The sequence below is a fragment of the Marinobacter sp. es.048 genome (assembly GCF_900188435.1).
Lineage (GTDB): Bacteria > Pseudomonadota > Gammaproteobacteria > Pseudomonadales > Oleiphilaceae > Marinobacter.
The window spans coordinates 615,808-640,454 of the sequence record NZ_FYFA01000001.1 but is presented as its reverse complement, the minus strand read 5'-3'; the positions used below and the strand labels follow the sequence as shown (position 1 = coordinate 640,454).

General features: G+C 57.8%; 20 protein-coding genes. 8 read left to right on the top strand and 12 right to left on the bottom strand.

Annotation, left to right across the window (positions count from 1 at the left end; translation table 11 throughout):
* Positions 1-24: 24 nt before the first annotated feature.
* From CFT65_RS02960 to CFT65_RS02945, 4 genes are all read right to left on the bottom strand, one after another.
* Entirely contained in the window at positions 25-963 is a 939-nt protein-coding gene (locus CFT65_RS02960) for an alpha-E domain-containing protein (RefSeq protein ID WP_088826539.1), read from the bottom strand.
* A 1-nt stretch (position 964) separates the two neighbouring features.
* Entirely contained in the window at positions 965-2,425 is a 1,461-nt protein-coding gene (locus CFT65_RS02955) for a circularly permuted type 2 ATP-grasp protein (RefSeq protein ID WP_088826538.1), read from the bottom strand.
* 14 nt (positions 2,426-2,439) lie between these two features.
* Positions 2,440-3,501, bottom strand: coding sequence for a zinc-binding metallopeptidase family protein (locus CFT65_RS02950; protein ID WP_088826537.1), 1,062 nt, complete (start codon positions 3,499-3,501; stop codon positions 2,440-2,442).
* Positions 3,502-3,617: 116 nt separating this feature from the next.
* Positions 3,618-5,201 (bottom strand): flavin-containing monooxygenase, encoded by a 1,584-nt coding sequence (locus CFT65_RS02945; protein WP_088826536.1) that lies wholly within the window; start codon positions 5,199-5,201, stop codon positions 3,618-3,620.
* Between the two features lie 303 nt (positions 5,202-5,504).
* Here CFT65_RS02945 and CFT65_RS02940 point away from each other — a divergent pair, with 303 nt between their 5' ends.
* The 3 genes from CFT65_RS02940 to pntB all read left to right on the top strand — a co-directional run bounded on the left by CFT65_RS02940 (position 5,505) and on the right by pntB (position 9,210).
* Complete coding sequence (locus CFT65_RS02940; protein WP_088826535.1) at positions 5,505-6,137, top strand: TetR family transcriptional regulator; 633 nt, start codon at positions 5,505-5,507, stop codon at positions 6,135-6,137.
* Between the two features lie 91 nt (positions 6,138-6,228).
* On the top strand, positions 6,229-7,806 hold the full coding sequence (locus CFT65_RS02935) for a Re/Si-specific NAD(P)(+) transhydrogenase subunit alpha (protein ID WP_088826534.1): 1,578 nt from the start codon (positions 6,229-6,231) through the stop codon (positions 7,804-7,806).
* Between the two features lie 12 nt (positions 7,807-7,818).
* Positions 7,819-9,210 carry a Re/Si-specific NAD(P)(+) transhydrogenase subunit beta gene (gene pntB / locus CFT65_RS02930; protein ID WP_088826533.1) on the top strand — a complete coding sequence of 464 codons (1,392 nt, stop codon included), beginning with the start codon at positions 7,819-7,821 and terminating at the stop codon, positions 9,208-9,210.
* 30 nt (positions 9,211-9,240) lie between these two features.
* Here pntB and bamE read toward each other — a convergent pair whose 3' ends face one another.
* Positions 9,241-9,546: an outer membrane protein assembly factor BamE domain-containing protein gene (bamE, locus tag CFT65_RS02925; protein ID WP_088826532.1), complete on the bottom strand. Its 306-nt coding sequence runs from the start codon at positions 9,544-9,546 to the stop codon at positions 9,241-9,243.
* Between the two features lie 155 nt (positions 9,547-9,701).
* Positions 9,702-10,814: an NADH:flavin oxidoreductase gene (locus CFT65_RS02920; RefSeq protein WP_088826531.1), complete on the bottom strand. Its 1,113-nt coding sequence runs from the start codon at positions 10,812-10,814 to the stop codon at positions 9,702-9,704.
* Positions 10,815-10,903: 89 nt separating this feature from the next.
* Here CFT65_RS02920 and CFT65_RS02915 point away from each other — a divergent pair, with 89 nt between their 5' ends.
* Entirely contained in the window at positions 10,904-11,374 is a 471-nt protein-coding gene (locus tag CFT65_RS02915) for a winged helix-turn-helix transcriptional regulator (protein WP_088826530.1), read from the top strand.
* Positions 11,375-11,541: 167 nt separating this feature from the next.
* Positions 11,542-12,255: an OmpW/AlkL family protein gene (locus CFT65_RS02910; protein ID WP_088826529.1), complete on the top strand. Its 714-nt coding sequence runs from the start codon at positions 11,542-11,544 to the stop codon at positions 12,253-12,255.
* Positions 12,256-12,394: 139 nt separating this feature from the next.
* On the opposite strand, the gene CFT65_RS02905 is transcribed toward CFT65_RS02910, so the two are convergent.
* Complete coding sequence (locus CFT65_RS02905) at positions 12,395-14,323, bottom strand: hypothetical protein (RefSeq protein ID WP_088826528.1); 1,929 nt, start codon at positions 14,321-14,323, stop codon at positions 12,395-12,397.
* A gap of 196 nt (positions 14,324-14,519) precedes the next feature.
* Here CFT65_RS02905 and CFT65_RS02900 point away from each other — a divergent pair, with 196 nt between their 5' ends.
* Positions 14,520-16,805, top strand: coding sequence for a choice-of-anchor O protein (locus tag CFT65_RS02900; RefSeq protein ID WP_088826527.1), 2,286 nt, complete (start codon positions 14,520-14,522; stop codon positions 16,803-16,805).
* Positions 16,806-16,866: 61 nt separating this feature from the next.
* On the opposite strand, the gene mrtJ is transcribed toward CFT65_RS02900, so the two are convergent.
* Together mrtJ and CFT65_RS02890 are read right to left on the bottom strand one after the other, a co-directional pair.
* Positions 16,867-17,343 carry a JDVT-CTERM system glutamic-type intramembrane protease MrtJ gene (gene mrtJ, locus CFT65_RS02895; RefSeq protein WP_228705770.1) on the bottom strand — a complete coding sequence of 159 codons (477 nt, stop codon included), beginning with the start codon at positions 17,341-17,343 and terminating at the stop codon, positions 16,867-16,869.
* A 128-nt stretch (positions 17,344-17,471) separates the two neighbouring features.
* A complete protein-coding gene (locus tag CFT65_RS02890) occupies positions 17,472-18,794 on the bottom strand; it encodes a DEAD/DEAH box helicase (protein WP_088826525.1) in 1,323 nt (440 codons plus the stop codon).
* A gap of 330 nt (positions 18,795-19,124) precedes the next feature.
* On the opposite strand from CFT65_RS02890, the gene CFT65_RS02885 reads away from it, so the two are divergent.
* The gene (locus CFT65_RS02885; RefSeq protein ID WP_088826524.1) at positions 19,125-19,940 is read left to right on the top strand and encodes a TlpA disulfide reductase family protein; all 816 of its coding nucleotides are present in this window, start codon (positions 19,125-19,127) and stop codon (positions 19,938-19,940) included.
* A 40-nt stretch (positions 19,941-19,980) separates the two neighbouring features.
* Here CFT65_RS02885 and CFT65_RS02880 read toward each other — a convergent pair whose 3' ends face one another.
* Both CFT65_RS02880 and CFT65_RS02875 read right to left on the bottom strand, forming a co-directional pair.
* Positions 19,981-20,436: a DUF302 domain-containing protein gene (locus tag CFT65_RS02880; protein ID WP_088826523.1), complete on the bottom strand. Its 456-nt coding sequence runs from the start codon at positions 20,434-20,436 to the stop codon at positions 19,981-19,983.
* A 69-nt stretch (positions 20,437-20,505) separates the two neighbouring features.
* Complete coding sequence (locus tag CFT65_RS02875) at positions 20,506-21,426, bottom strand: lysophospholipid acyltransferase family protein (RefSeq protein ID WP_088826522.1); 921 nt, start codon at positions 21,424-21,426, stop codon at positions 20,506-20,508.
* 190 nt (positions 21,427-21,616) lie between these two features.
* On the opposite strand from CFT65_RS02875, the gene mltF reads away from it, so the two are divergent.
* Positions 21,617-22,981 carry a membrane-bound lytic murein transglycosylase MltF gene (mltF, locus tag CFT65_RS02870; protein ID WP_088826521.1) on the top strand — a complete coding sequence of 455 codons (1,365 nt, stop codon included), beginning with the start codon at positions 21,617-21,619 and terminating at the stop codon, positions 22,979-22,981.
* Here the strand turns inward: mltF and CFT65_RS02865 are convergent, their stop codons facing one another.
* Entirely contained in the window at positions 22,982-24,508 is a 1,527-nt protein-coding gene (locus CFT65_RS02865) for a flavin-containing monooxygenase (protein WP_088826520.1), read from the bottom strand.
* Between the last annotated feature and the right edge of the window lie 139 nt (positions 24,509-24,647).

Below are 24,647 nucleotides of genomic sequence, written 5' to 3'. Positions count from 1 at the left end.
TCGCAGGCGAAAAAATTGGGAGTTTCAGGCTGTCTCGTAGACAGGAAACCAGGTCTCTGCAATATCGTCGTGAAGCTCACCGATTTCCAACTGCAGTTTTTCCAGGAACAGGATCACGTCTTCCTTGCGGATCAGCGCATCCACGTCGCCCTCCCGGGTGTGACGTACCGCCTGCAACGCGGTGCGTAACGGTATCTCGTTCCTTGGCAGGCGGCCGAGAGCCCCGGCCACTTCGCTGAGGCTGTGCAGTACCGATCGAGGGAACGGCTCGTTCTGCAGCAGGAAGCGAATAACCAGAGGCCCGCTGACCTTGCGCCGCACGTTGTGACGGTACATCTGGAAGGCACTCTGATAACGCAGGACACTGGTCCACAACAACCCGCCGTAGGTTTCGGTGCCATCCCAGCCATCGAGGAACTGCAAAGCGCCGACTTCAATCTGCCGCGTGGCCATGTCCGCCCGCTCCAGGTTGCGCCCGACCCGGATAAAATCGTACCCGGCATCGTGGCTCATACACCCGGCCAGCAAGCCATTGAGCATCTGGCAGCGACCCACGATTTCGTTGAGGAATTCGTACCTCGCCCGTTTACCAACGCCCTGATCTACATGCTCAAGAATGTACCGGTAAAGCTCGTTGATCACCTCCCAGGCGTCGGTCGGAACCTGGTCCCGGGTGGTTCGGACATTCTCGCGGGCGGCCTTGATGCAGGAAGCTATGGAACTCGAGTTGTAGCCGTCGGCCACCAGAAACTTCACGCAATTTCGCTCATCGGCCCGTTGGTGGTGCTGGTCGAACAATGCGCCCATGCCCGTCACCGCCACCAGCCCCTTCCAGGACAGTTGGGTTTCCCGGGGCATATCCAGCGCCAGGGAATTAAAGGCCATGATCATCCGGGCGTTGTTCTCGGCCCGCTCAAGATATCTGGCCATCCAGTACAGTCGTTCCGCTACACGTGAAAGCACATCAATTCTCCTCGTCCACGATCCAGGTATCCTTGCTTCCACCGCCCTGGGAAGAATTCACCACCAGGGAGCCTTTTCGCATCGCCACTCGTGTCAGCCCGCCGGCCGTGACATAGGTTCTCACGCCCTGCAGCACGAAGGGCCGCAGATCCAGGTGTCGGGGCGCCAGGCCCTCATCGCAAAGGGTGGGAGCCACAGACAGGCTCAATGTGGGTTGGGCGATGTAGTTGCGCGGGTTCTTCTTGATCAGCCGGGCAAACTCGGCGCGCTGCTTCTTGGTGGAATGCGGCCCAACCAGCATGCCGTAGCCCCCGGACTCGTTCGCCGGTTTGACGACCAGTTCATCAAGATGTTCAAGCACATACTCCTGGTCCTGCTTGTTCACACACATCCAGGTGGGCACGTTCGGGATGATGGGCTCCTCATCCAGGTAGTAACGGATCATGTCCGGAACGAACGCGTAGATGACCTTGTCGTCGGCAACGCCGGCACCTGGCGCATTGGCCAGGCCAACCTTGCCGTTGCGCCAGGCCCGCATCAGTCCCGGTACGCCCAGAGTCGAATCGGCGCGAAACTCTTCCGGATCCAGGAAATCGTCATCAATGCGGCGATAGATCACATCCACCCTCTCAAGCCCCTCGACGGTGCGCATGTAGACAAAGTCGTCCTCGCCAACCACCAGGTCGGCCCCCTCTACCAGCTCGGCGCCCATGCGCTGAGCCAGGAAGGAATGCTCAAAATAGGCGGAGTTGAAAATGCCCGGCGTCAGCACCGCAATTTTCGGGTGGTCCTGTGGCCGGGGCGAAATTGACGCCAGCATGTCGAACAGCTGGTTGGTGTAGTCATCCACCGGCAGGATATTGGTGTTGCCGAACAGCTCCGGGAACACCCGTTTGGTCAGCTGCCGGTTTTCCAGCATGTAGGAGACACCCGAGGGAACCCTCAAGTTGTCCTCAAGGACATACACGGTACCGTCTTTATCCCGCACCAGGTCCGATCCGCAGATGTGTGCCCAGACCCCCAATGGCGGCGTAAATCCACGACACTGCTCGCGGAAGTTCTTGGAGTTGGCGAACACGTACTTGGGGATCACCTTGTCCTTGACGATGTTCTGGTCGTTGTAGATATCGTTGATGAACATGTTGAGGGCCGTCAGCCGCTGCGCCAGGCCCTGCTCAATGGTTTCCCACTCCCTAAGCGAGATCACCCGGGGAATGATGTCGAAGGGCCAGGCCCGGTCGATATTTTCGCCCTCACTGTAGATGGTAAAGCTGATCCCCATCTCCAGTATCGCCAGTTCGGCAGCCTGCTGGCGCGCCTGGATCTCTTCGGAACCAAGGTTGCCTAGGTAGTCGGTAATAGCCGTGGCCGCAGGCCGGGGTTTGCCCTTGGCGGCAATCAGTTCATCGAAGAAGTCATTGGGATCGTAGTTTTTCCAATCAATCGATTTGTTCTTTTTCATTTGGGGTCCTTTCATTAACCACCGTGAGCTATTCGGTGTACCAGGCGGAGCTTCTCCACCACGGGAGCCGCAAGCACGAAGGGGTAGGCATCGTCATGCCCCATGCTTCGGTTAAGGCTGTTGAGCGCAAGCGTCAGGGGTAACCAGTGCTTGATCAGTGCATCGAAATCGTCGGCCTGGTAGGGATCAAACGCAGGGTCTGGTTCGCTATTCATTACCGGGCGCTGCCGGGCGTTCACCCGCATCCCGAACTGCCAGGCAGTCTCTAATGTATCCACCATATGCAGGTAATGTGCCCAGGTCTCGGCCCAATCTTCCCAGGCATGGCTGCTGGCATAGGCGCTGATGTACCAGCTCTGCCAGTCACCGGGCGGGCCATACTGGTAATGCTGGTCCATGGCCTGTCTGTAGTCCCTGGTGTCGTCACCAAACATCTCCCGAACCGGCCCAAGCCATGGCCCGGACCGGACCAGAAGATCCCAGTAATAATGGCCCGATTCGTGACGGAAGTGCCCCAAAACAGTGCGATAGGGCTCGGCCATCTGGCTGCGCATCCGCTCCCGTTCCACCGGGTCTGCCTCGGCAATGTTCATGGTGATCACGCCATTGGCGTGGCCGGTTTTTACCTTCGCGCGTTCATCAAACATGGCCGGCTGGTCGGCCAGAAAATCGAAGTTCAGGCCGTATTGGTCTTCCTGCCGGGGCTCGCAAGGTAGCTTGAGGCGCAGCAGTGAGTAGACCAGGCGACGTTTCTCTTTTTCCAGCCGCACCCACAGATCATGGTTCTGGAAGGTGCTCAGATCGGGAATGGTGCGATTAAGACGGCAGGCAACACAGAAGACGTGTGAATCAGAGACGGGCACCAGCCAGTTGCAGGCGCCCTGGTTCTGGTAGTTGCTACATAGACGGTATTGATCGCCAGCGGTGACCTCTTCCCAGGTATCGTTACCCTTCGGGTCGATCGCCACCAGATCCATAACATCCGGCGCGAAGCCAAGGCTTGCTCCGCAACTGGTACAGCAGCTGTTTTCGAAATACAGCAGGTTGGCGCATCGGCCGCAGTGAAACAGCTTCATTGGGGGACATCCTTGGCCGAGAGCGGCAAGACCGTTGCCTTAAGTATTGGCCATCCGGGCCAAAACGCAACTTATCCACCGTTAAAAGCCGGCTGAATGCCCCCGCTGATCCGATCCTAGAGGGCCATGGCAGGATCGACTCCTGCAACACTGTCACTGGTGCCTTTACAAAGGTACTGCTCTGCGTCGAAGCGCCGTGTCTGATGCCGAAATTGCCAGGTAAAGCCCGGCCATAGCGTCGTGTTCTTGCCGTTTTCGTTGACGTACCAACTCTTACAACCGGTTTGCCACACGGAGTCGCCCAGTTTCGCGTGAATGGATGCGTTGTAGCGGCTCTGGGCGTCCGGCTTCACTTCCATGCTGCTCCATTGCTGCCGGTGCATCTGTTGGAGGGCATCCAGCACATACTGGATCTGACTTTCAATCATATACACCATGGAGCTGTGGCCGAGGCCGGTGTTCGGTCCCATCAGCATTAAGAAATTCGGGAAGCCACTGAGGGTGGTGCCTTTGTAGGCTTCGGCGCCGTCCTTCCAGGCATCCAGCAAATCCTGACCATGTCGCCCAAAGATCATGCCCGCGGGAATCGGGTCCTGGGCCCTGAAACCGGTGCCGTAGATGATGCAATCCACCTGCCGCTCGTTGCCCTGGCCGTCGATCACGGTGTTGCCCTGGACCTCACGGATGCCCTCGGTCACAACGTCCACATGATCCTGTGCCAGCGCCGGATAGTAGTTGTTGGAGATCAGCACCCGCTTGCAGCCGAAATGAAAATCCGGGGTGACCTTTTTGCGCAGCGCCTTGTCCGGAATCTGGCTGCGAATATGCCGGCGGGCCTGCAGTTCACCCAGCTTCAGAATACGGGGGTTACCCACAAAGCCCAGCACCCGCGCCTCGAGCGACCAGTAAATACTCTGCCGGAAGGCATTGAGTGTTTGCGGGAACATCCGGAACAGCCGCTTTTCCAGCGGCCGGATGGCCCGATCCGGCTTGGGCATAATCCAGGGCGGCGTGCGCTGGTAAAGGTCCAGCCTTGCAGCCTGCTTCGCCACCTCCGGAACAAACTGGATGGCCGAAGCACCGGTGCCGATCACCGCCACCCGCTTGCCGCGCAGATCGTAGTCATGGTCCCAGTCCTGGGAGTGGAAACGTTTGCCAGTGAAGGATTCAATCCCCTTGATCTCCGGATAGGCCGGCGTGCTCAATCCCCCCATCCCGGACACCAGGACGTCCACCGTCAACAAGCTGAACTCCGGCAGTCTTTTATCGGTGCGATCCAACCGTTCACCCGGTTTCACTCCGTTCTCCTGCATGTAAGCCCACAGCGCCGGGCTATCGCAGGTTTCAAGGGTCCACCGCTGGTGGTTCTCGTCAAATCGCGCCCCGGCCACATAGGTGTTTAGCCGGATATGCTCGATCAGCCCGTATTTCTCGGCGCAGTGCTTCAGGTAGGCCTTGATCTCATGCTGCTGGGCATACATCCGGCTCCAGTTCGGGTTCTGTTCGAAGGAGAAGGAGTAGAGCGCCGACTGCACATCACAGGCACACCCGGGGTAGTGGTTCTGGTGCCAGGTGCCGCCAATGTCGTCGCTCTGCTCCAGGATCACGAAGTCGTTGTAACCGGCTTCCTTGAGTTTGATGGCCATGCCCAGGCCGGAGAAGCCGGTGCCGATGATGGCGATCTGTGTGTTCTGTGTCATTGCTGCACTCCTGCGTTGGCCTGCCTGGCCTTGTCTGTTGTTGTCCGGCGGGTCATCATGGCCGGTAGACACATGTATACACAGGTGGGTAGACAGCTGCATACCAACGAAGCAGCAAATGGCCTACGTTGACTGATACTTGGCCCCGGCGGCAGGCTTGTTCCAATGTCCGGGGGCCATGTTGGCAGGTGTTCCGAAAATGCTCGGAGCCAAGGATGGCGGAGAGCAAGCGCACAGGGACGTACTTGCAGCGGTTTTCGGAACGCCTGCCAACATGGCCCTACCTCCAAAACAGAGGAAAAGATGAACGCAATAACCGGCGGAAAACTGAAGCTCATCCAGGCTGCGCTTCGGCTGATTACCGAAACCCGGAGCCTGACGTCGCTGGGACTGCGGGAACTTGCCCGGGAAGCGGGGCTGAATCCGAATACGTTTTACCGGCACTTCAAGAGCCTGGATGAATTCGGTCTGACGGTACTGGGTTACATTGCCGAAGAGATGAAAGCTGGCGTCCGGGATTTGCGGCAGATGGCGAATTCTTCCGAGCAGGCCTCTCGGGACACGGTGGCGTTTGTGTACCGCTATTTCCTGGCCAATCCGGCAGCCACCACCGTGGCCGTCCGGGAACTCCACGGCCCTTCCCCGATGCTGCGCCGGGCGCTGGAATCCCAGCTTGCAGCCAGCACCCGGGAAATGGCCGAAGATATTATCGAGCGGCAGCTGGTAAGCGCTGTGCCACCCGAGACCATTCATGAAATCTCCCGCATGACCATCCGCTACATCCTGTTCCGGGCCATGGATTACATAGAGAAACCTGCGCAGCGGGAAACCATCCAGACCGAAACCGAGCACTTCATCAACCGGCAGTTCAGGGGAGCGATGCTTGATCACCTGTCCCAGACAGAGATCGAACGTCTCGCGCTTCGGCCGAGCTGATTTACCCTTTTCGGGCAGATCTGGCAACCTGCACTAGTATGTAAATAACCAGAACAAGTGATTAATCGGGAAATCCGGAGGCAAACCAATAATGAAAATCGGTATCCCCAAGGAAATCTTTGAGGACGAGAGGCGGGTGGCCGCCACGCCACCCTCTGTTCATAAATTAATCGGGCTTGGCTACGAGGTAGTCGTCGAAGGCGGCGCCGGCGAGGCGGCGAACTACTCCGATGCCGCCTATGAAAAGGTGGGCGCCGCCATCGCAGCCGACACCGGCTCTCTCTGGAAAGAAGCCGACTTTATCCTGAAGGTCCGGGCGCCCATGGAGAATCCGGCACTGGGCAAACATGAAGCAGATCTGATGAAGGAAGGGGCATTTTTGGTCAGCTATATCTGGCCGGCCCAGAGTCCGGAACTGCTCGAAAAGCTGGCTGCCAGAAAGATCACGTCTTTCGCCATCGATAGCCTGCCCCGCATCAGCCGCGCCCAGAAGATGGACGCCCTGAGTGCCATGGCCAACATTGCCGGCTATCGGGCGGTGATCGAGGCCGCGAATCACTTCGGGCGTTTCTTTACCGGGCAGGTCACAGCCGCAGGCAAAGTCCCACCCGCAAAAATCATGGTGATCGGTGCCGGGGTGGCGGGCCTCGCGGCCATTGGCGCCGCCAACAGCATGGGCGCCATCGTTCGGGCTTTCGATACGCGTCTGGAGGTGAAAGAACAGGTCGAGAGCATGGGGGCGGAGTTCCTGGTTCTGGACTTCGATGACGAGGATGGCAGCGGCAGCGGCGGTTACGCCAAACAGATGAGCGACGAGTTCATCAAGGCGGAGATGGCGCTGTTTGCGGAGCAGGCGGAAGAAGTGGATATCATCATCACTACCGCCCTGATTCCCGGTAAACCGGCACCAAAACTGATCACCGCTGCCATGGTGAAATCCATGAAGCCCGGTAGCGTGATTGTCGATCTGGCTTCCGAGCGGGGCGGTAACTGCGAACTCACCGAACCCGGCAAGGTGGCTCATCATCATGGCGTTACCCTGATCGGTTATACCGATCTACCCAGCCGGATGGCCAAGGTGGCGAGTGATCTGTACGCCACAAACCTGGTGCATCTGCTCACCGAGCTGACACCTGAGAAAGACGGCACGCCGCTCGTCAATATGGAAGACGAGGTCATCCGTGGCTTGACGGTGGTGCACGAGGAAGACATCACCTGGCCACCACCAAAACCGGAATCGCCGGTCAGTCCCAAACCCGCACCGGGCACCGAGGAGCCGTCAGCCGAAGCAAAAGCCGCCGCCAAGAAAGACGCAGACCGCCGCAGCCTGATCGGTAAAGGCGTTCTTCTGGTGGTTACGGCCCTGGCACTCTACGGAGTCGGCGCCCACGCGCCAGAGAGCTTCCTGCAAAACTTCACCGTGTTCGTGCTGGCCTGCTTTATCGGTTGGCAGGTGATCTGGAATGTCACCCCTTCCCTGCATACGCCCCTGATGAGCGTTACCAACGCCATCAGCGGCATCATTGTGATCGGTGCCATTCTGCATCTGGCCCAGGCGGAGAATATAGCCGTCGGCATCATGGCCTTTGTCGCGGTGCTGATAGCCAGCATCAACGTGGGCGGTGGCTTTCGGGTCACCCATCGCATGCTCAAAATGTTCCGCAAGTAGGAGGCGCCCGATATGAGCACAGGACTGGTGAGCGTGGCCTACGTGGTCGCAAGTATCTTGTTTATTCTGAGTCTCGGTGGCCTCAGCCACCAGGAATCGGCACGGCGCGGTAATCTCTACGGGGTCGCCGGCATTATCATCGCGGTGGGAGCCACCCTGGCCAGCGTTGATGGCGGCATCGTCTCGATCGTGGTTGCCGTGTTGCTGGGTGCCGGCATCGGCATTGCCATCGCCAACAAAGTGGAAATGACCCAGATGCCGCAACTGGTGGCCCTGCTTCACAGTTTTGTGGGCGCGGCAGCCGTGTTTGTCGGCTTTTCAGGCTACATCGAGCCGCTGATTGAAACCTCCGGAGCCGAGCACACCATCAAACTGGTGGAAGTCTTCGTAGGTATCTTCATAGGTGCCATTACCTTCACCGGTTCACTGGTGGCCTGCGGCAAACTCGATGGTCGCATCGACAGCAAGGCCCTGACCCTGCCGGGCCGGCATCTGATGAACCTGGCAGCGATCATTGTGTGCGTCCTGCTCGGAGCGTGGTTCCTCGGCACTGAAAGCATGGCCCTGGGTATTGTTGCCCTGATCCTGATGACCATCATTGCTTCGGTCCTCGGCATTCACCTGATCATGGCCATCGGCGGTGCCGACATGCCGGTGGTGGTGTCCATGCTGAACAGTTACTCCGGATGGGCAGCCGCTTCCATCGGCTTCATGCTGGGCAATGATCTGCTGATTGTCGTTGGTGCCCTGGTGGGCAGTAGCGGTGCCATTCTCAGCTACATCATGTGCAAGGCCATGAACCGGTCATTCATCAGCGTGATCCTTGGTGGCTTCGGCCAGACCAGCAGCAGCTCGGCGGTCGCGGATGCCGACCAGACGGTGCACGAATCCAGTGTCGATGATGTCTGTGAAGAGCTGCGCAACGCCCAGTCGGTCATCATCGTGCCCGGTTACGGCATGGCAGTGGCCCAGGCTCAGAATGGCGTCAGCGAGATGACCAAGCTACTTCGGGATCGGGGCGTAAACGTGCGTTTCGGCATCCATCCGGTGGCTGGTCGACTGCCGGGGCATATGAACGTGCTGCTGGCAGAAGCCCATGTCCCTTATGACATCGTGCTGGAAATGGACGAGATCAACGACGACTTCCCGGATACCGACGTGGTGCTGGTCATCGGTGCCAACGACACGGTGAACCCGGCGGCGGCTGAAGACCCGGGCAGCCCGATTGCCGGCATGCCGGTGCTGGAGGTCTGGAAGGCCCACCAGGTGGTTATCCTCAAGCGGGGCATGGCCACCGGTTATTCCGGCGTTGAGAACCCGCTGTTCTTCAAGGACAACGCGCGGATGCTGTTCGGCGATGCCAAGGACAGCATCGATAAGCTGGTAGGAGGCTTGCGGGGCTGAAGGCAGCCCCGCGCCTGTTTACTTGCGAAGTTATTCGGTGGTGTTGTACACGTAGGACGATACGGTTCCGTCCTGGTTGAACCGCACCACCAGGTCGGTGGTTTCCGCATCACCGAAGGCAGACCACTTGTACTTGCCGTAAGTCCAGGTGCGTTTGCCATCCTCGATTCCGGTGCGCCACGGCTCGCCAAACATCTCCTGGATATCGGCCCGCGTGGTTTCGCCAATCTGGATCTGGTCCACATTGTGGGTAGCGAAGTCTTTACCGACGGTCGCACAGCCCACCATGGCTGCCATCACCAGGGCCACACACAGCGTTTTAACTGAACCAATCATCGACATACTGATCCCTCATACTAGGGTGAATTTCACCCATCATAACGTGCCTCTGTTCAGACGCGATTACGAAGACGACAGGTTTCGGGGTACAAAAAAAGCCGCAGGCCCGAAGACGCTGCGGCAGGTTTCGATCGTCCGATCGAAGGGGAAAATCAATAAAGTTTGGCGAGGGACTTCTTGGCGAAGGACTCTACCTCGTTCAGGCGGCCCTCTTTCACCTTGATCAGCCACTCGGGATCCTGCAAAAGGGCCCGGCCAACGGCGATCAGCTCGAACTCGTGGCTATTCATCCGCTCCACCAGCTCATCGATGCCGGCTTTCTCAACTGCTTCCTGCTTGCTGGCAAAGGTGCCGCTGATAAAGTCTTCCGTCAGCCCTACACTGCCCACGGACATGGTCGGCTTGCCGGACAGCTTCTGGGTCCAGCCTGCGAGATTCAGATCCGAGCCTTCAAACTCTGGCTCCCAGAAACGGCGGGTGGAAGCATGGAAAATGTCCACACCGGCTTCTACCAGCGGCTTCAGGAATCGTTCGAGTTCCTCAGGGCTACTAACCAGTTTGGCTTCGTAATCCTGCTGCTTCCACTGGGAGAATCTGAGCATGATCGGGAAGTCCGGGCCAACCCGGTGACGCACCGCTTCAACGATTTCCACCACGCAACGCAGGCGGTTTTCCAGACTGCCGCCGTATTCATCATCGCGCTGGTTGGTGCCTTCCCACAGGAACTGGTCCAGCAGGTAACCATGAGCGCCATGGATCTCGACACCGTCAAAACCGAGGGCCTTGGCATCCTGGGCTGCATCAGCAAAAGCGGTGACAACGTCCTCGATATCTTCTTTGCTCATGGCCTTGCCATTGGGCTTGCCCGGAGCGAACAGGCCGGAAGGACTGTAGCCGGGAACCGACGGGTCCGGCGGTGTACCCTCTTTCCTGACGGAACCCACGTGCCAGAGCTGCGGGAAAATCGCGCCACCGGCCTCGTGCACGGCGTCAACAACGTGTTTCCAGCCTTCAAGAGCCTCGGCCCCGTGAAACGCCGGAACGTTTGGATAACCATTGGCGGCCGGGTGATTAACGGTTGTGCCTTCGGTGATGATCAGGCCAACACCCGCCTCGGCCCGGCGACGGTAATAGGACACCACGTCCTCCCCCGGAACACCATCCGGCGAGAAGTTACGGGTCATGGGCGCCATAGCCACTCGGTTTCGCAGTTTGAGGTTGTGAAGTTCAAACGGTTCGAAAAGCGGGCCAAGATTCATGCTCATGGTAGTGTGCAACCTCACTAATTTGGTTTCGTCAAGCAACCCTATTAAATCTGGTTTTAAAATGCAACCCTATTCGGTACACTCCGGTCATGGCCAGAAAACGTTTTGATGACTCCAGCTGTTCCGTCGCCCGCGCCCTCAATGAAGTGGGTGACTGGTGGTCCCTCCTGATTGTGCTGCACGCCATGTATGGCACCCGCAGGTTCGTGGATTTCCAGCAGGAACTGGGCATTGCCAAGAATATCCTGTGTGATCGCCTGGCTCGGCTGGTGGATAATAAGGTACTGCGCAAAGTTGATGTGGGCGAGCATGGGTCACGCTTCGAATACCGCCTGACCGAAAAAGGCCGGGATCTTTTCCCGGTGGTTATCGCCCTTCGTCAGTGGGGGGATAAATGGAACCCTGCGCCGGACGAGGCCCCGCTGGACCTGCGCGACCGCGCCACGGGACGCCCGATTCACACGGTAGAAGTCCAGGACGCCGATGGCCAGGCCCTGTCCATCCGGGACGTGTTTGTGCCGGACGAGAGCCTGCCAGTCCGCAAAAAGAACTCGGCCTGACTATTCGCAATAACCGCAGCAATCGAATCACCGTCAGTTTTTTTGAGTTGAATCAATCCGCTGATCAAACGCGCTCACCTGCCCGGACATTCTTGCGCTAAATCAAGTTTCCATTTCCCGATGTCATTAATCTGCAGTCATCAACGATTCAGGTTAAGGAGATGGATATGTCCCGTACATTCAAACTTGGTGTTCTGGCTGCGGCGGTTATGGCTGCTGCTCCCGCTGTTCAGGCATTTGAAGCCGGTGATTTCGTGCTTCGCGCTGGCGTTGCTCATGTAGCACCGGACGATTCAAGTGATTCAATCACTGTTGGTGGAGCTCCACTTCTGGGCCCGGGTGTTGACTCGAAGGTAACTGTCGATGCCAACTCCCAATTGGGTATCCGTGCTACATACATGGTTGCCAACCACGTCGGTATCGGTGTCCTTGGTGCGACGCCTTTCAAGCACGACATTAACGGTGGCGGCGACATCTCAAGTGACGTAAAACTTGGCGAAACCAAACATCTTCCGCCAACAATCACCTTTCAGTATTTCCCTATGCACAGTTCGGCAGCCTTTCAGCCGTATGCTGGCATTGGCGTTAATTACACCACCTTCTTTGAAGAAAAAACCACAGACAACCTGAATGGTGCACTGGGTGTTGCCTCTAGCGAACTTGAGCTAGATGACAGCGTCGGGGTCGCTCTTGAACTGGGCATGGACTACATGCTTAGCGAAAACTTCGGCCTGAACGCGGCAATCTGGTGGGCGGACATCAATACTGACGCCACCGTTAAGGTCTATGACGGTGCAGGCAACTACCTCGCCCAGACAGACGAGTTTGAAGTCGAAATCGACCCCATGGTCTACATGGTAGGTTTCACCTACAAGTTCTGATCCCCGTGCCTCCGCCAGTCGCCACGGTCTGTTGGCTGGCGGAAGGTGCGTTTTCCTATGCGGGGCTTCTCCGGCCCCGCCTTTTTATATGTATAACCCCAGTCCTTGAACAGCTCTTCCCTGAGCCTGCCGTCAGATCCTACTGAACTTCGAAGCTGAGCTCGGCCATCACCTCGGCGGGCGGTGGATTCAGCCTCGCAATCGTCTGGAACTCGTCAACCCACTCGTGTTCACCGTGCAAACCGTCAGTAAACGTGGGACGGATAGACTGATAGTAAAGGGTCGTTTCCACCTGTAACGGCAATGCCGCATCGGCCCGAATCGGAATCCGGTAACGAATCGTGTCCTGACCTGCGTCATCGGCGTTGAAATCATCGTCGCCATTCAAACCGACTGGACGGACATCCACGGGCACCGACGCAACATCAAATCCCCGGGGCGGGATCCGATTATCCTTCAGGTAGTTGGCTGCATAGAGCAGAATATGGGTGATTTCCCCGGTCGTTGAGCCCAATACAGCCTCGTAGACCGGTACATCCTGTTCAGAGACCACTTCTCTCATATGAGGCTGATAGCAGACCGAGGAATCAAAATCGGAGGTCTTCTTCGCGGCCAGACAGGCTTCCGAAGTAAACACCGCATCCATTGGCAAACGATAAGACTCATCCGGGAGCCCGCTGGTAAACACGACGTTGCCGCTGGCATCGGTAATCCGGGTTCCGACCCACATTCTCCGGGAGGGGAAACTGGTGGGCAGTTTGTGACCGCTTTCGTTCTGAATGGTCAAATCAAAGGCCAACTCGCCGGCCCCGAATGTCTGTCCGGTTATTGATAACGATGCGGCCGTTTTAAGGAACTCCCGCGTCAACTCTGCCGTAGCCGCGAATTCCCCTGCCTCATTGATATTGCCGCGACCGAGCTCCTCTCTGAACAGCTCCAGGGTTTCGAGCAACCAGGTATTACCGCCAAGCATGACATGAGGCGAGTAAGGCTGCCTCTCGGGCCAATTGGCGTTTACCGACCCGCTCGGCCTTACCGCCAGACGGGTCAGGAAGTCCTCACTGATCTCTTCCCGCGCCATATGGCACTGCTGACAGGACCGTGTGTTGCTGCCATTGGGCCCGAAATCACCGTTGGCCCATTCTGTGTAGGGCGTCTGTTCGGGGAAATCCTCGCCGTTGGGCTGATCCGTCTCCATCTCGATGGTCGGGGTATACAATTCATGGCAGGTCGCGCAGTGCCGGGAGTCCGACATATGCTGACTAAAAGCCGGTGTAAAACCGACCTGATTCCACATCGCCTGTCCCTGGGGGTTCTGGTAAGGCCCATGGATCGTGAAGGCCCCCGGATCACCCTCTGCAGGGATCTCATAATCCCCGGAATGAACGCCGTCGGGGTAGGCATTCCCATCCATGACGGAATCGGTTATCTGGTGGCAGGCGGTACAACTGACACCCTCTCGGGCATGGGGGTCTTCCAGAGCCTGATCCACCCGGTAACAGCCGTCGCTCAGCAGACAACTCTGATCAAAAACCAGAAGGGGCTCCTCAGAGGTATGCGCCTGATGGGCATGAGTTCTGGCCATCGGGCTATGACAGGTCAGGCATTTATCCTCAATGAAACCTGCCAGATGGGGAAATGTCTCCGCCTCATGCATCATGTTCGCCCGGAAATAAGGATCCGTGAAGGCGTTCGCCATCACAGTACTTTTCCAGTCTGCAAAGGGGCTGATGTCCTCACCCTGAGGAGAAGGCTCATTCGCCGAGACCGGAATATCTGGCGACCGCAGCACGGCGGGGCTGTCACCGGGCTGACTGGCAGTATGGCACTGGCCACAATCCGCCGCCGCCAGGAAAACGCCGGTCGGACTCCAGTGCTCAATCTGGGCCGTTAACTCCGGCAAGGCTTCCTCATCCTCGAAATCAAATCCCGCCTCCGGCGTCGAATCCGCACCATCAATCGCAGCATCAGCGGAGTTATCGCTGTCACCACCACACGCCGTTAAAAAAATCACCAGAAGTGCGACATACCGCCGCAGGCAAAGGCCGTTTTGGGGGAGTACTTTCATAGTTTCCTCTTGGATTTGCCTGATTAATCAGACTGATACACAGACAAAATTCGGATCTTGATGCTCGTCAAATACTGCTCAGATAGAGCCGCAAATGGTAGTTTAATTGTGTAAAAAAGTTTTAACCTGATAATGAAATATTATTGATTGCAAGCAGTCCTTGGGCAATCTCAATTAGGGTACGGGAGTTCAAACGATGAAAAAAACACTTCTTGCCAGCGCACTGATCACCACGATGGGCACATCAGGAATGGCCTGGGGAGCGACAGGGCTGAGCTTTGGTGACACTGTTCAGCTGAGCGCCAATGGCGGCGCCAATAAAACCAAACTGGTGCGGATGACCAGCGGACGGCTGGTTGCTGTTTACGGGGATTATCTGAACCCGGAGGGCAACACCGTTTACGACGTCAAAGCCCAGGCGGAGCGGCCAGCCCGGGATATTTTTGCCCGGTATTGTGAAGCAGGCCTCGATTGCACCGTCGAATCCAATTGGAGCGACGCGGTCAATATCTCCGAAACCGCCAGTAAAACCTCCATCAGTACTGACTGGGATGGTTATGAGATTAACGATGATCCTGATGGGACCCGGCAAGAACTGCCTTTTTATGGCGACTCCGACAAACCCAACATCTTCAACGCCGGCTCGCGGGTTGTTGTGTCCTGGGTGGATAAGTACTGCGACAGCGAGGCCCAGCGGAGTGTCACCTACCTGACTCTGGGCAACCGCGAAATCCCCTTCAGCTGTACCTACACCGTAACGAGCCTTGATGCCGGCAAGACGTGGTCAGACCCGGTTCGCCTGTCTTCCGGCGAGCGGGATGCCAAACAGGACGCTCACCGTGGTCAGGGAACCGGCGAATGGGCCATTACCTGGCAGGAAGATCCCCGCGGTCTCCAGCTCGGCGAGGCAGAGGGCCCCGGTGACGGCGCCTCCGGTGCCAACGTCAGCTCGGGTACCGATATCTGGTACAGCTATGCCAATAAAGGTTGGGCGGATCAGGACGAAGTTGCAGAGGGGAATCAAATCTGGTCTGAGCCGGTTCGTATCACCGATAACTATAACGGTCAGACCGCCTCCGGAAACTTTGGCATCATTCGGAACGCTACTGGCGAAAATATCGAGAATCTAGAAGGAGTAGAGATCGAAAGCGGCATCGCTGGCGCCTCGCGTGCCAACATCGCGCTTCAGTATGGCTCGCTCGATGGTGCCCCTGTCGATGATGCCCCTGCAACCGGTGTCCCCCAGGTCATCGTGGCCTATGAGGAAACCAAAGGCTCTGGCGGCCTCGATGAGGGCAAGTTTGTCCGCTACCACACCTTCGACTGGAACGCACCGGCAGGGTCGACGTCTGAACCGAACACTGCAGACGAAGCCATAGGCTGTATTATCAGTGATCCGCTGCAGAACGCCCGCCGTGTTCGTTTCGTGCCCCAGAAGGAACCCGGAGCAGCGAGTGGTCTACGTCTGGGTATTTTCTGGAAAGAGGGTGACGAGACTCAGGGTGGACCGTCCGACATCATGCTGCGCACCGGCATTGTGAACGCGAACGGCGTAACCGATGGTAATGGCTTCTCAACCGCCGAGATGACCCCAGCCGTCGACGCAACCTGTGCAACCTCGGATTACCTGGAGGCACGCGGCTTGAGCCACGAGCCTGCGCTGAATGTCAGCAGCCGGACCGAGGAAGCCCAGGCGACCAGCAATGCGGACGTCGCCACTTCCACACTCTCCGATGTAACCAGCTTCAATAATGCGGAGAACGCCATTGCACACCGTGCCCAGCTGCGCGGCGACGATTTCTACATTGGCTACACCTACACATCGGTGCTGGCGGAGCTGCTGTACACCAACACCAAGAACTACAACTTCTACCTCCGTCACTACGATGCGGCGGCCGGGACCTGGTCTGCTCCAGACAATCTGAGCAACATCACCGACACCACCATCAACGTGCGGGAGCCGCGCCTGGTTGCGACACCAGGCACCAACACAAATGCATGTCCGACCAACCCGGAGGAGTGCCAGGACAAGACCCGGTTCTACATTGCCTGGGGTACTCAGACCAACGTTTCTGAATGGAGTGATGTTCAGGCCGAGGAGTTGGACCTCTATGCCGCTCGGGCAGAAGACAAGGGCGCCTATGTGACCCCGGTCGTGCGGTTCGCCGGTGAGGCTGAGGGTGTCGAAGCCTTCGAGTCCCAGATCCGGATGACGCCGGCCGGCAACAACATGTTCGTGGCCTGGAATGAAAACCGGGATGGGGGCACTCATGCCATGTTCCGCCAGTCTTCAGTCATTGAAATACCCGACGATGATAGCGGTGATGACGGCGACACCCCAACCGCAACCAGCAGCAGCGGTGGCGGTACCGTCTTCGGCTGCAGCTACAGCCCGGGTGCTCCGTTTGACCCGACTCTGTTCCTTCTGACTGCGCTGGCCATTGGTGGCCTGACCGTAAGGAAGGTCACAGCCAAGTCATAAAACCCAACGGCAATAACGAAAACCCCGGCACTGAATTCAGGCCGGGGTTTTTTGATGACGCTCAGGAAACCAGATACCAACCCGGCAACAGGGCAGCGTTGTAGGCCGCGTGCAAAATCACACAGGGCAGCAGCGAGTCGTGCCGGTCCCGAAAATAACCAAACACCAGAGCAGGCAAGAACACCAGCCAGGCAATAAGATCGGTTCGGTAAACCAGATGCCAACCGGTAAACAGGAACGCCGCGATGAAATTTGCCCATGACAGACCAGCAAAACCGCGTTTACCGATAGAGGTACCCGACAGCCAGCCCTGCACCACCCCACGAAACGCCAGCTCCTCGATAATCGGCGCCCAGAGTACCAGCGAAAGAATCGACAACAGGTCTGCGTCCTGCCAGCCACTGCCGCCCGCAAGCACAGTGAGCATGACACCAATCAGACAACCGACAACCAGAGCGAGCACAAACTGACCATCGGCCATGGACCGTGTTGGTCGGCTCAAGCCCAACTGTGCCCGTAAAGAGCTGGATTGATGCATAGGTTGGAATATCCTGGCCGGACTGGTTTCAGACCCTGAATACTAGAGCATCCACCGTCAAAAAGTCAGGGCACCAGAAACAGAAAAACGGAGCCGAAGCTCCGTTTCTGATAACTGCCAATCAGCCTTCAGGCACTCTGGCGCTGAGCCGGACGGCTCCGCTGGCCACTGCCATTCTGGCTACGGCCACCGCTGCGACCACCCGGCTTGGCGCCGAAGCTCTTCGGCTTTCCGCCGGGACGACCAGTGCCGCCGCCGTTACCATTGCGGTTACGGGCGCGGCTGGGGTCGGCCTTGGCTTTCGGTTTCAGCGGCAGGTTGTTGGTCGGCTCGAAACCTTCCACTTCCCTGCGCGGCAGCTGCTTTTTGATCAGCCTTTCGATGCCGGCCAGCATCCTGCCTTCATCGGCGCTCACCAGTGACAGGGCGTGACCACTTTCACCGGCACGGCCGGTACGGCCGATACGGTGCACGTAATCTTCCGGCACGTTGGGCAGTTCGAAGTTCACCACCTGGGGCAGCTGCTTGATGTCCAGACCACGGGCGGCGATATCAGTCGCCACCAGAACACGTACTTCGCCAGCTTTAAAATCCGCCAGCGCGCGGGTACGGGCACCCTGTGACTTGTTGCCATGGATGGCAGCGGCGGTAATACCGTCCTTCTCCAGCTTCTGGGTCAGGCGGTTGGCACCATGCTTGGTGCGGGTGAAAACCAGCACCTGATCCCAGCTGTTATCACGTACCAGCTTGCTCAACAGGGCTGTTTTCTGGCTCTGATCTACCGGGTAGACAGACTGCTTGATGTTTTCGGCAGAGGTGTTTCGAGCCGCGACTTCAACCTGAACCGGGTTGTCCAGCAGACCTTCTGCCAGCGTCCGGATCTCGTTCGAGAAGGTGGCGGAGAACAGCAGGTTCTGGCGCTTGGCCGGCAACAGCGAAAGGATCTTGCGGATGTCGCGGATAAAGCCCATGTCCAGCATGCGATCGGCTTCGTCCAGAACCAGAATTTCCACTTCGTTGAAGCGCACAGCGTTCTGCTGGTAAAGATCCATCAGACGGCCGGGTGTTGCCACCAGCACGTCCAGGCCTTTGCGCAGCTTCATCATCTGCGGATTGATTTTCACACCACCGAAGACCACGGCGGCCTTGGTGGGAATGTATTTGCTGTAAAGATTCACGCTGTCATGAACCTGCGCCGCCAGCTCACGGGTGGGCGTCAGAATCAGGGCACGGGGGCCTTTGCCGGTGCGCGGGTTTTCACCCAGACGCTGCAGCAAGGGCAAGGTAAAGCCGGCGGTTTTGCCGGTACCGGTCTGGGCAGCCGCCATAACGTCCCGGCCAGAAAGCACAGCGGGAATGGCCTGGGCCTGAATGGGAGACGGGGTTTCATAACCCTGGTCAGACGTGGCACGGACCAGCTGCTCGGACAAACCGAGTGAAGAAAAACTCATATTGGATCAACTCTTGATTATTCTGCCTCCACGACCACCGTTTTCGGCGAATGCGGGCAGATGCCATGAACATTCATGGAATAAAAGACGACTACGGTCACGCGCCGTTATCGGGGTGACGTCCTCTGACAGGTCGTATGGAAAGGTCGCACGGGCTTATAGCCTTAAATTGCGGAATCCCTAGAGGCAGGATGCGGGCACATTAACAGAGGCCCGGCCAATTAGCCATAGGTGATTATAATAAGCATCCGAAGGAACCTGACACACATCCTCAAGTCAGAATGTCTTGATCACCGCAACCCAACACGGATTTATAAGGAAGTTACAGGAATGAGCGTCAGTATCGGTCCATTGAGCCTGTCCATCGGCCACCTGCTCCTGGTTATCGCCTTCGGCCTGGCTCTGCTGGTTGGAGGGATTCTCGGCCGCAAATATCGGGTGCCGGTGGCCGGATCGGTGGCCGATATCTTTGTGGTAGCGATGCTGAGCGCCCGAATCGGTTTCGTGATCAGCTACTTCGAGCATTACCGGAACGACCTGCTGGGCATCATTGATATCCGGGATGGCGGCTTCGATGCGCTCTGGGGTGTCATCGGCGCCATCGTCTTCACCGGCTTGCTGATGTGGCGCAGGAAATCGCAACGCAAGCCACTGGCCACGGCCGCGTTAACGGGCGCCCTTTTCTGGGCCGGCACCGCAGGCACCATTACACTGATCGAACAACAGGCCCGCGGTATGCCGGACGTTACCCTGCGCTCGCTCAATGGTGAAGTAATCAACATGTCCCAGTTGGCTCCGGGCCAACCCCTGGTGGTGAATCTCTGGGCGACCTGGTGCCCACCCTGCATCCGGGAAATGCCGGTGCTGGAAGAAGCCCAGCAGATCTATCCGGATATCGCGTTTGTGTTTGCCAACCAGCGGGAACAGCCCGAGACCATCCGTTCCTTTCTTGAGCAAAACCGCCTGAACCTGAACAACCTTTACCGGGACGATCAGGCCCGGCTGGCGCGAGCCGTAGGCAGCAATGGCTTGCCAACAACGCTTTTCTACAATGCCCAGGGCGAACTGATCGATTCCCACATGGGCGAACTGTCACGGGCAACCCTGGCCAGGGGCCTGGAAAAGATCCGGGCACCCGACCAGTGAATCAGACCCGCTGTTCCCGTTAGCCGCGTGGCATTTTTATCTACCGGGTTGCCGCTTTGGCAAAATTACCCAGTGCGCCGCTCACTTTTCCGAGCACCTCATCGCATCCTTCAATGCCATGGCGGCTCTTGAGGTATTGCGGGTCGTTGTACCCCAGCCAGACATCACCGTTGGCATCCTCCCAGATCAGGGCCTTCTGGGGCAGATCAATGGCGACACTCTGGGTGCACTGCATCAGCGGTGTACCGACTTTGGGGTTGCCGAAAATAACCACTTCGGTCGGACGCAACTCCAGCCCGGCTTTTTCCGCGCCCTGCTGATGATTGACGCGGGCCATGACCGTCATGCCCTTCTCTTTCAGCACAGACTCGAGTTTGTCCGCAGTGGCTTTGACATCGTGACTGCTTTTGACCGCGACCAGTCCATCTGCGGCATGGGTGAGCATGGCGAACAACAGGGTTGATGCCACCAGAACCAGTCTGAGAACGCAGCGCATAGTATCCTCCCAAGCGTTTACTTAAAATTTCAGGATAGAACAGCGACGGGCGTTACGCATGAACACGCATCAGTAAATCGCAGCCGCACCCTTCGGCCTGCTCTTGAATCGCTTGTGCAGCCAGAGATACTGATCGGGCTGCTCACGAACGGTGGCTTCAATAAAACGGTTCCAGACTTTGGCGTCCTGTTCTGGATATTCACCGAAGGATTCCTGAATCGGAGAGAACACGACCCGGTAACTGCCATCGGGCATTCGCAAATGACTAACGCAAATGACCGCGGCGCCGGATTCCCGGGCAATATAGCTCGGCGACGTAATACAGCCGGCACTGACCCCGAAAAAGGGCACGAACACCTCGGACTTCTTGCCAAAATCCTGGTCACAGGCAAACCAGACCTGCCCCCCTTCTTTCAGGAATGACAACATTGGTCTGATCTGACGTTTGGTGAAGGGGCGGATACCAAAATGCCGCCGCCGGCCACGTTCGATCATACGGTCGATCACCGGATTGTTGTTGGGGCGGTACATGTAACCCGGCTTATCAAGCTTGCAGGCAATCAAAGGCAGTGCAAAATCGAAAATACTGTAGTGCCCGCCGATCAGCAGCACACCCTTGCCGCATCGTTTAGCTTCTTCAAGGTGCTCGGTGCCATGTACCGAGGCACTCTCGCAGTAGGGGGTCATATCCCGCCACCAGGCATGAACGCTTTCCAGAACGCCACGGGCCGAGGCGACAAACGCATCCTCCACCAGTTGGCTGCGGGTCGCTTGATCGAGTTCCGGCATGCAGGCCGCCAGGTTAGCGTCCGCAACCCTGGCACGGGACCGCATTTTTCTGGAAAGCAGCTTGCCCAGCCATCCACCAAAACGCTGCTTGAGCCCCATCGGAAGAAACGACAAAAGCCAGAGCAGGAAGACCAGAGTCCAGGCCCCCCAGAAAGCGGGATGCCAGAGCGCGCGTTTTCTACTTTTTCTGCCGGACGCCATACAACGGTCGCCTTTGGTAATGAGGAAGCGGTTGGCCAGCCTGACACATTCTCTGCCAGCTGGATAGTTGAGTTCCTCACCAACCCTGATGACCCGGAGAGGATCCAGTTCCGAAATTCAGGAGTATGGTTTAGTGAAGATACGTGTTAATACGTAGATGTCATTCTGAAAAAACAGGAAACTCCTCGTTATGTCCCGATGGAAGTGCGCCCATGGCCTCCTGATCCTGCCGCTTGTATTGGCCGGTTGCAGTGAAGACAACAGCCAACCGACGACAACGGATCTTAAACCACCGTCAGAGACCGGGACACTGAAAGTCGCCACCCGCAATGGCTCCACCACCTATTACCTGGACCGCCATGAAAACCCCGTCGGCCCCGAACATGCGCTGATCAGCGCCTATGCCGAACAACGTGGCTGGCAGGTGGAATGGCGCCTGCTGGAATCCACCAGTGAGGTTCTTGCTGCGCTGGAGTCTGGCAACACTCACCTGGCGGCAGCCGGGCTGACCCACTTGGCCTCCCGCGATGAGCGGTTCGCCCGGGGCCCGGCCCACACCGAAATTACCGAACAACTGGTGTGCCATCGCGATGCACGCCCCATGCCGCGGAAATCCGAGGACATTCCGGGAACCGATATTGTCGTAACTGCCGGCTCCAGCTACGTCGAAACCCTCAATAAACTGAATGAGCAACACCCGGAAATCAGGTTTCAGGCAGATGCAGATCGCACCACCGAAGTGATTCTCTCGGATGTTGCCGAGAGGGACGTTGGCTGTACCGTGGCCGATTCCAACATTGTTCAAGTGATGCGCAGGCACTTCCCGCATCTGGAAGTGGCAATGACGCTTACAGAGGGCCGGAATCTGGGCTGGTACCTGCCCAGGGGTTCAGAGGATCTGGGCTCAGATGCCCACGAGTGGATGAATAGCGTGGATGGCGACGAAGCCATAGGCCTGATGGAGAACCAATACTATTCCTACATTGGTGATTTCGATTTTGTCGATCTGAGGGCGCTGAACCGCCGGATTGAGGATCGGCTACCCAAATTCATCGATAAATTCAGGGAAGCGGAGGCCAAAACCGGGATGCCCGCAGACCTGCTAGCCGCCCTGGCTTACCAGGAGTCCCATTGGGACCCAACGGCAAGATCCCCCACCGGCGTCCGGGGCATCATGATGCTGACTCAGCGAACTGCCAAATCCCTGGGTGTCACCAACCGGTTAGACCCCGAGGCCGCTATTGATGGCGGAGCACGTTACCTGGCCGATCGACACCGGCGACTGCCCGAGACCATCCCGGAGCCGGACCGCACCTTCCTGGCGCTGGCCAGCTACAATATCGGCCGGGGCCACCTGCTGGATGCCCGGGAGCTGGCCCGGACCTTGAACAAGAATCCGGACTCCTGGCAGGAAATGACCGAGGTTTTACCCCTCAAGGCGGACAAGCGATACTACCCCAGCACCCGTTACGGATACGCCCGTGGCTACGAGCCCGTGCACTACGTGCAGCGGATCCGCAACTACCGGGACGTCATACGTTCGGCCTTTGAGTGATCAGGTCCCGAAGAGGGCCGAGCGCAGGGGTCTCAGGAAGCCGCCGGATTCCTTGTGGCTCGCACGAGTCCGCTTGCCGTCGAATTCCAGGTAGCCATCCTCGATCGGCTCGAATCTCAGGATTTTCACATCTTCGAGGTAATTCTGAGACGATTTCCAGGGCCCGTGAGTGCCCTGACGGGGCAGGCGATCGGCGGCCCGGCGAATGTAGCCAGCGTCGAGCGAGCCGAGGACCGTGTCTTCGCCTCGACTGTTTTCGGTATCCCGGGCCACCACGATGCGATAACCACGCTTGTCCATCAGATTCATCAGCCGGCAAAGGTACTCGGCGGCAATATCCACCTTCAGGGTCCAAGAACTGTTGGTGTACCCGAAGATCATGCCAGCATTGGGCACACCCTCCACCATCACATTCTTGTAGATGACCTTGTCTTTCATCACCACTTCTTCGCCATCCACCGTCGGCCGGATACCCCCCAGCATCTGGATATCCAGACCCGTTGCCGGGATGATGATATCCGCTTCCAGTTCCTCGCCGGATTTCAGACGGATGCCGGTTTCCGTGAAGCGGTCAATATGGTCGGTGGCGATGGCCGCCTTGCCCGCTTTCATGGCCTGGAATAGATCCCCGTCTTTCACCACACACAGGCGCTGGTCCCAGGGATTGTAATCCGGCGTGAAGTGGCGCATGTCGGCGATGTCGCCAACCTTGCGCTTGATAATGCCCAGGAACACCCGACGCATGAACTGCGGGCTCTTTCTGGAACGCCGGTAAAGAAACCGGGAAATGGAAATGTTCCGGGCCCGGGTCAGCCGGTAGGCGGTCTTCTCGGGCAATATTTTCTGCAGGGCCAGGGTCACCTTGTCTATGGAGGGCAAAGGCATCAGATAGGTGGGTGAGCGCTGGAGCATGGTCACATGCTCGGCCTTCTCCGCCATGGTGGGCACCAGGGTGATCGCGGTTGCGCCGCTGCCAATGACCACCACCTTCCTGCCTGTGTAGTCGAGATTCTCCGGCCAGTGCTGCGGGTGCACAATCTGGCCACGGAAATCGCTTTCGCCAGGGAAGTCCGGTTTGTAGCCCTGATCATAATTGTAATAGCCGGTACAGCCGACCATGAGGTTGGCGGTGTAGTGCTCGGTTTCGCCGGTTACTTCATTCAGGGCCTTGAGCTTCCAGCAATTGTCGACGCCGGACCAGTCCGCCGTCTTTACCGCCAGGCCAAAGCGAATGTGGCGCTCAACGTCGTGTTCCCTGGCAGTCTCCGCCACATAATTCTTGATCGATGCGCCGTCCGCCAGCACCTTGCCGCCGGTCCAGGGGCGGAAATTGTAGCCGAAGGTAAACATGTCCGAATCCGAACGAATTCCCGGGTAACGGAACAGATCCCAGGTGCCACCCAGGGACTGCCGACGCTCGAGGATGGCAAACGATTTGCCAGGACATTCACGCTTCAGGTGGCATGCCATGCCAATGCCGGAAACGCCGGCGCCGATGATCAGTACATCGAAATGCTGGTTACTCATTGTCCGTCCTCTCGGATTCCAGTCCGTTTTTTATAATTGATGGTCTGGAATCAAGATAGCTCAGGCCAGGCTGCGCGGGAATTGGCCAAAGTGGTTCCACCCTGGGTTGTTTCAGTCAGTTTCAAGATCCAAAAGCTCA